Annotated in this window: 3 protein-coding genes; 1 reads left to right on the forward strand and 2 read right to left on the reverse strand. The window is 70.2% G+C overall.

Annotated elements, in window-relative coordinates; translation table 11 throughout:
* Window positions 1-66: 66 nt before the first annotated feature.
* Together G3N97_RS36735 and G3N97_RS36740 are read right to left on the reverse strand one after the other, a co-directional pair.
* Complete coding sequence (locus G3N97_RS36735) at window positions 67-1134, reverse strand: protease modulator HflC (protein WP_205997680.1); 1068 nt, start codon at window positions 1132-1134, stop codon at window positions 67-69.
* 78 nt (window positions 1135-1212) lie between these two features.
* Complete coding sequence (locus tag G3N97_RS36740) at window positions 1213-3255, reverse strand: SPFH domain-containing protein (protein WP_205997681.1); 2043 nt, start codon at window positions 3253-3255, stop codon at window positions 1213-1215.
* 369 nt (window positions 3256-3624) lie between these two features.
* On the opposite strand from G3N97_RS36740, the gene G3N97_RS36745 reads away from it, so the two are divergent.
* A partial coding sequence (locus G3N97_RS36745; RefSeq protein WP_205997682.1) for a sensor domain-containing diguanylate cyclase occupies window positions 3625-4831 on the forward strand: 1207 nt, incomplete at its 3' end.

A 4831-nucleotide genomic window follows, 5' to 3' on the forward strand; every position in this document is an offset into this window, starting at 1 on the left:
CGAACCAGAACGCCAGCCGCACGGCCTGGGCGCCGGGCCCGAGCGCGGGGAAGTCGTCGCGTGTGCTCATCGGGACTTTCCGGCGACTTTGGCGTTCGCGTGCGGCGGCGGCGCCGTGAAAGTCGCGGGCGCGCCGCCGAGGCCCGGCGGTCCTTGCACGAGCGCGCGGAACGGCGCGGCGTCGGTGCGCAGAATCAGATTGGTGTTGGTGTTGACGACCGAACCGAGCGTGTCGAGCGAGCGCAGCATCGTATAAAGCTGCGGATCGGCGGCGTAGCTCTTGCCGTAGATCGCGGCCGCGTCCTTGCGCGATTGCGCTTCGAGTTCGGCGGCCTTCACGTTGGCGTCGGCGATCAGCACGCGCGCGTCGCGGTCCGCGTCGGAGCGAATCTGCGCCGCTTCGCGCGCGCCTTGCGCCGTGCGCTGCGCGGCCACGGTCTCGCGCTCGGCGCGCATGCGCTCGACGGTCGCCGCGAGCGTGACAGCGGGCAGCGTGAGCTTCTCGAGCCCGACCTGCGTGACGTGCACGCCATACGCGGTGTACACCTGCGCATCGACCTGACGGCGCAGCTGCTCCTCGAATTCGGGGATATGAACCTGCGCGGGATCGGTATTCACCAGCGAGGCGAGATCGAAACCGGCCGACGTCGTCTGCAACGCGGAGCCCACCAGCGAGCGGATCTGCCGCGCCGCTTCGTCCGGCTCGTTGCGCACCGCGCGCACGAAGCGGCCGATGTCGTTCGCGTTCTCCGGCACGCGCCACGCCACGTACGCCTGCACGATGATGCGCAGACCGTCGCGCGTGCCCACGTCCTGCAAGCCGCTCGACGTCGTATGCAGACGCAGATCGACGGGCACCGCCGCTTCGATCGGCGCGGGCCAGCGCCACGCGAGGCCCGGCTTGAGCAGCACGCGCACGGGATCGCCGAAACGCGTGATCACCGTGGCCTCGCCTTCGCGCACCTGCACGAAGCTCGCGACCACGAGCGCAACGAGCACGCAGAGCGCGGCCAGCGTCACGCGCAGCGCGAAACGCGGACGCGGCGCGGGCGCGCCCGCCGCGCCGTGCGCATGTCCGTGATGACCGTGATGATGATGTGAATGCGCATCGCCGTGCGCGTGATAGTGGCCCACGTTCAAATACCCTTGCTCAAGGTTCGCTCAAGTTTGAACCGGTTGATCCGGTTGAATGCCCGCTCAATGTCGCGCCGCTCACCATGCCGGCCTCACGCCCGCCGCCGCCGTCGCCGGCGTGAAAGTGCGCAGGTCGATGGTCGCGCGGTTGCCGCTCGCGAGGCGGTCGTCGATGATCGTCACGCTCGCGTTTTGCAGGCCTTTTTGCAGGCGATGCAGGTAATACTCGAACGCGAACGCGGGGCCGCCGAGGCCTTGCGCGATCACGTCGGCGTCGAAATCGATCTGTTGCACGCGGGCGGCGGCGAGCGTGTCGGCGGCATCGGCGCTGCCTTGCGCCACCGCTTCGATCGCCTGCTGCTGCGCGCCGCCGAGCGTGGCCGCCGCGAAACCGCGCGCTTCCACCACGCTCGCCTGCGCGCGAATCTGCGCCGCCTGCACGCCGTGATAAGCCGCCGCCGCGCCCGCCGGCGGATGCACGCTCTCGATCACCACCGCCATCACTTCGATACCGCTCGCGAGACGGTCCAGCTCGCCCTGCACGCTCGCGCGCAGCGTGTTGGCCATCGCCGTCTGCGGCGTGTCGATCAGCGATTGCAAGGTGCGCGAGGCGAGATAGCGCACCACGGCGCGGTTCGCGATCGCGCGCACGGTCTCGTCCATATCGACGGCGCGATAGAGCGCCGCGCGCGCCGCCGCGTCCGAGAGCGCGATGCGGTAGTCGAGGCGCACATCGGCGCTCACGACCTGGAACGCCTGCTGATCGCCGCTCGTGCCCGCGATCACCTGAGTCGTTTCCCACGGATGCGCGACGTCCCAGAGGCGATTGAGCTGATCGGGCGGCGCGGCGTCGGCGGCGACGGGCGGCGCGGCCTGGCTCGCGTCGTTCGCGCTGCCCGAGACGATCAGTTGATGCACCGCGCCGTTGTCGATCACGCGCGTGCGCCCGAACGGCCAGGGCAAGCCGACGTGCAAGCCCGGTTGCCAGACGGCGACCGGCGCGCCGAAGCGCTCGTACACGGCGCGCTGATCCGGACCGAGCACGGCGACGCCGCCCAGCAGCCAGCCGAGCACGACCACGGTCGCGATCGCGGCGGGCAGCAGGCGCACGAAACTTTGCAGCGCCCAGTTCTGGCGCAGATCGATGCCGTAACGCATGCGCAACTGCGCGCTCAGCGCCGCGAAGGGCCGCGCCTCGACGCGCAGCGCATTCGCGAGTGCGCTGTGCAGCAACCCCGTATCCGACGACGATGACGACGACGACGCCGGTCCCGCAACGAGCGCGGCCCACACCGAACGCGCCGCCAGCTCGACAGCGACAAGGCCGCTCAACACGGCGACGAGACGCACGAGCCAGGTCAGCGCCTCGCCCGTCTGCGCGAACCAGGCCGCGCCCGCCGCCGCGCTCAACGACACGACGAGGATCACGCGCAGCAGGCCGGCCAGCGCAGCGGGCTCGCGCGAATCCTGTGCGGCTTGTGACGCTTGCGCCGCTAGCGAAGCGCGATGCGTCTGCACACGTTCGGCGTAAAGCGCCGCGAACGCCAGCAGCAACGCGGCCACGCCCGCGACGAGCATCGGCGCGTGCGAACCGGCCGACGCGGCAACCGACGCATCGGCCATATTGGCGATATCGGCGGAAAATGAAACCGGCGCGGGCATCGTCCACGCGAACACCGCGAGCGCAATCGACGCGAGCGCGCCAAGCGGCACGACGGCGGGCCGCCACGGCAATGCGCGCAGCAAGGCTTGCCACTGCGCGCGTTCATCGTCGGCGGATGAGGCTTCGTGCTGCGCGGCGGCGTCGGGCTTCGAGCGGTCGTGCCGCAACGCGAGCCGCGCGAGTTGCAGTAGCGTCTTCCAGAGCGGCGTGCTCGCGTGCGTACGCTGCATGGCGAGATGCGTGCCGATCAACGCGAGCAGCAGATTCAGACACGCGCTCGCCAGCACCGCGCAGGCACGCGCGTCGATCATGAGACGCGGCGCGAGCGTGGCGGCCAGCGCGAGTCCGGCCCACACGACGGCGAGTCCCGCTGCGCAGCCAGCCAGCTTCGCATGACCCGCGCGGCCGGCCAGGCCGGACTCCGCGTCGCGGTTGTCGCGCGCTGCGCGATGCACCATCGGCAATCCTTACATGGAAATTACGGAAATCGGGCGCGCAAACGTTGTCTATTCACGCGCCCCGAAACGCGCGCCCAATGTAGCGCGCTCGTTAAGGAAACTCAACATTAACGGGCCGTTGCTGAAGCGGCGAACGCGTCTCCAGGCGGTCCGCAAGCGTCGCTGCACGGGCATCGCGTTCGCGTACAACGGCGCACTATCGCAGCACTACCGCAGCACTATCGCGGCACTTTGGGCGCACAATAGCCGAGGCGGTGCGGGGGACAGGCAGGACTCGAATTCATGCGGACGGCATGCGCGCGCGGGGCGGCTCGAACGCCCGCGCGAGGCGCTCGTCATCGACGCTCAATCCAACATCGGCCATACCTTATGGACGGCTTGCTGATCGGACCGGCAACACGCAGACAGGCGATCGCCGCAGCGCTTTGCGCGCTCGCGATCCTGCTCGCGCTCGCCCTAGCCGCGCCCCGCGCGCGCGATGCGCTGCCGCCCGTCGCGCCCTTCATGCCGATGTGCGCGCTCACCGTCTTCACCACGTCGGGCATCGCCGCCTTTCTGCTCGGCGGACGTTTCGCGGCCACGCGTCTGCCGATGCTCGGCGCGCTCGGCGGCGCCTACGCGTTCACGGCCATCGCCGTCGCGCTCCAGCTCCTGATGTTTCCTGGCGTGTTCACGCGCACCGGCCTGCTCGGCGCGGGGCCGCACAGCGCCGCGTGGATGTGGGTGTTCTGGCACGCGGGCTTCCCGGTCTTCGTGATCGTCGCGGAAAGCGTGCGCAGCCGCGCGAGCCCCGTGACATCGACGATGGCGGCGGCGTCGGCCTATAACGGCGCGCGCGGCTGGCTGCTCGTCGCCGGTCCCGCCGTGCTCGCGGCGCTGCTCGGCGTCCTCGTGATCCAGGTCGATTTCGCGCAGCCGTGGCCGGCGCATGTCGGCGCGCCGGGCGGGTTGAGCGTTCAGGGCAATCCGCTTGCGGCGCACGCCGTGGGCATCGTCATCGGCTTGCTGAATCTGGCGGCGATCGCGGTCGTGCTGCTCAAAGGACGGCTGCGGCTCGTGCTCGATCTGTGGATCGTGGTGGCGCTGCTCGCCTCGTTCGTCGACGTCGCGCTCAACACGCTGAGCGTCGAGCGCTTCACGCTGGGCTGGTACGTTGCGCGCGTGTTCAGCATGTTCGCGCCGGGCGTGCTGGTGTGCGTGCTGGTCTGGGAAGTGACCGCGCTCTACCGGCGGCTCGCGCAGGAGCACGCTTCGCTCGTGCACAGTTCGGCGCACGACGCGCTCACGCGCATCTACAACCGCAGCTATTTCGACGAGCAGTTCCGCCGCGAGATCGGGCAGGCGGCGCGCGCGGGCCGGCCGCTGTCGCTGGTGATGATCGACGTCGATCACTTCAAGCAGTACAACGACGCCTACGGCCATCTGCACGGCGACGCCTGTCTCGGCGCGGTGGCGGGCGCGCTCGCGAGCACGCTGCGGCGGCCCGGCGAATTCGTCGCGCGCTACGGCGGCGAGGAGTTCGCGCTGGTGCTGCCCGACACCCACGCCGACGAAGCGGGCGCCATCGCCGAACGCG

The sequence above is a fragment of the Paraburkholderia sp. Ac-20347 genome, from assembly GCF_017104805.1.
Taxonomy (GTDB): Bacteria; Pseudomonadota; Gammaproteobacteria; order Burkholderiales; family Burkholderiaceae; genus Paraburkholderia; species Paraburkholderia tropica.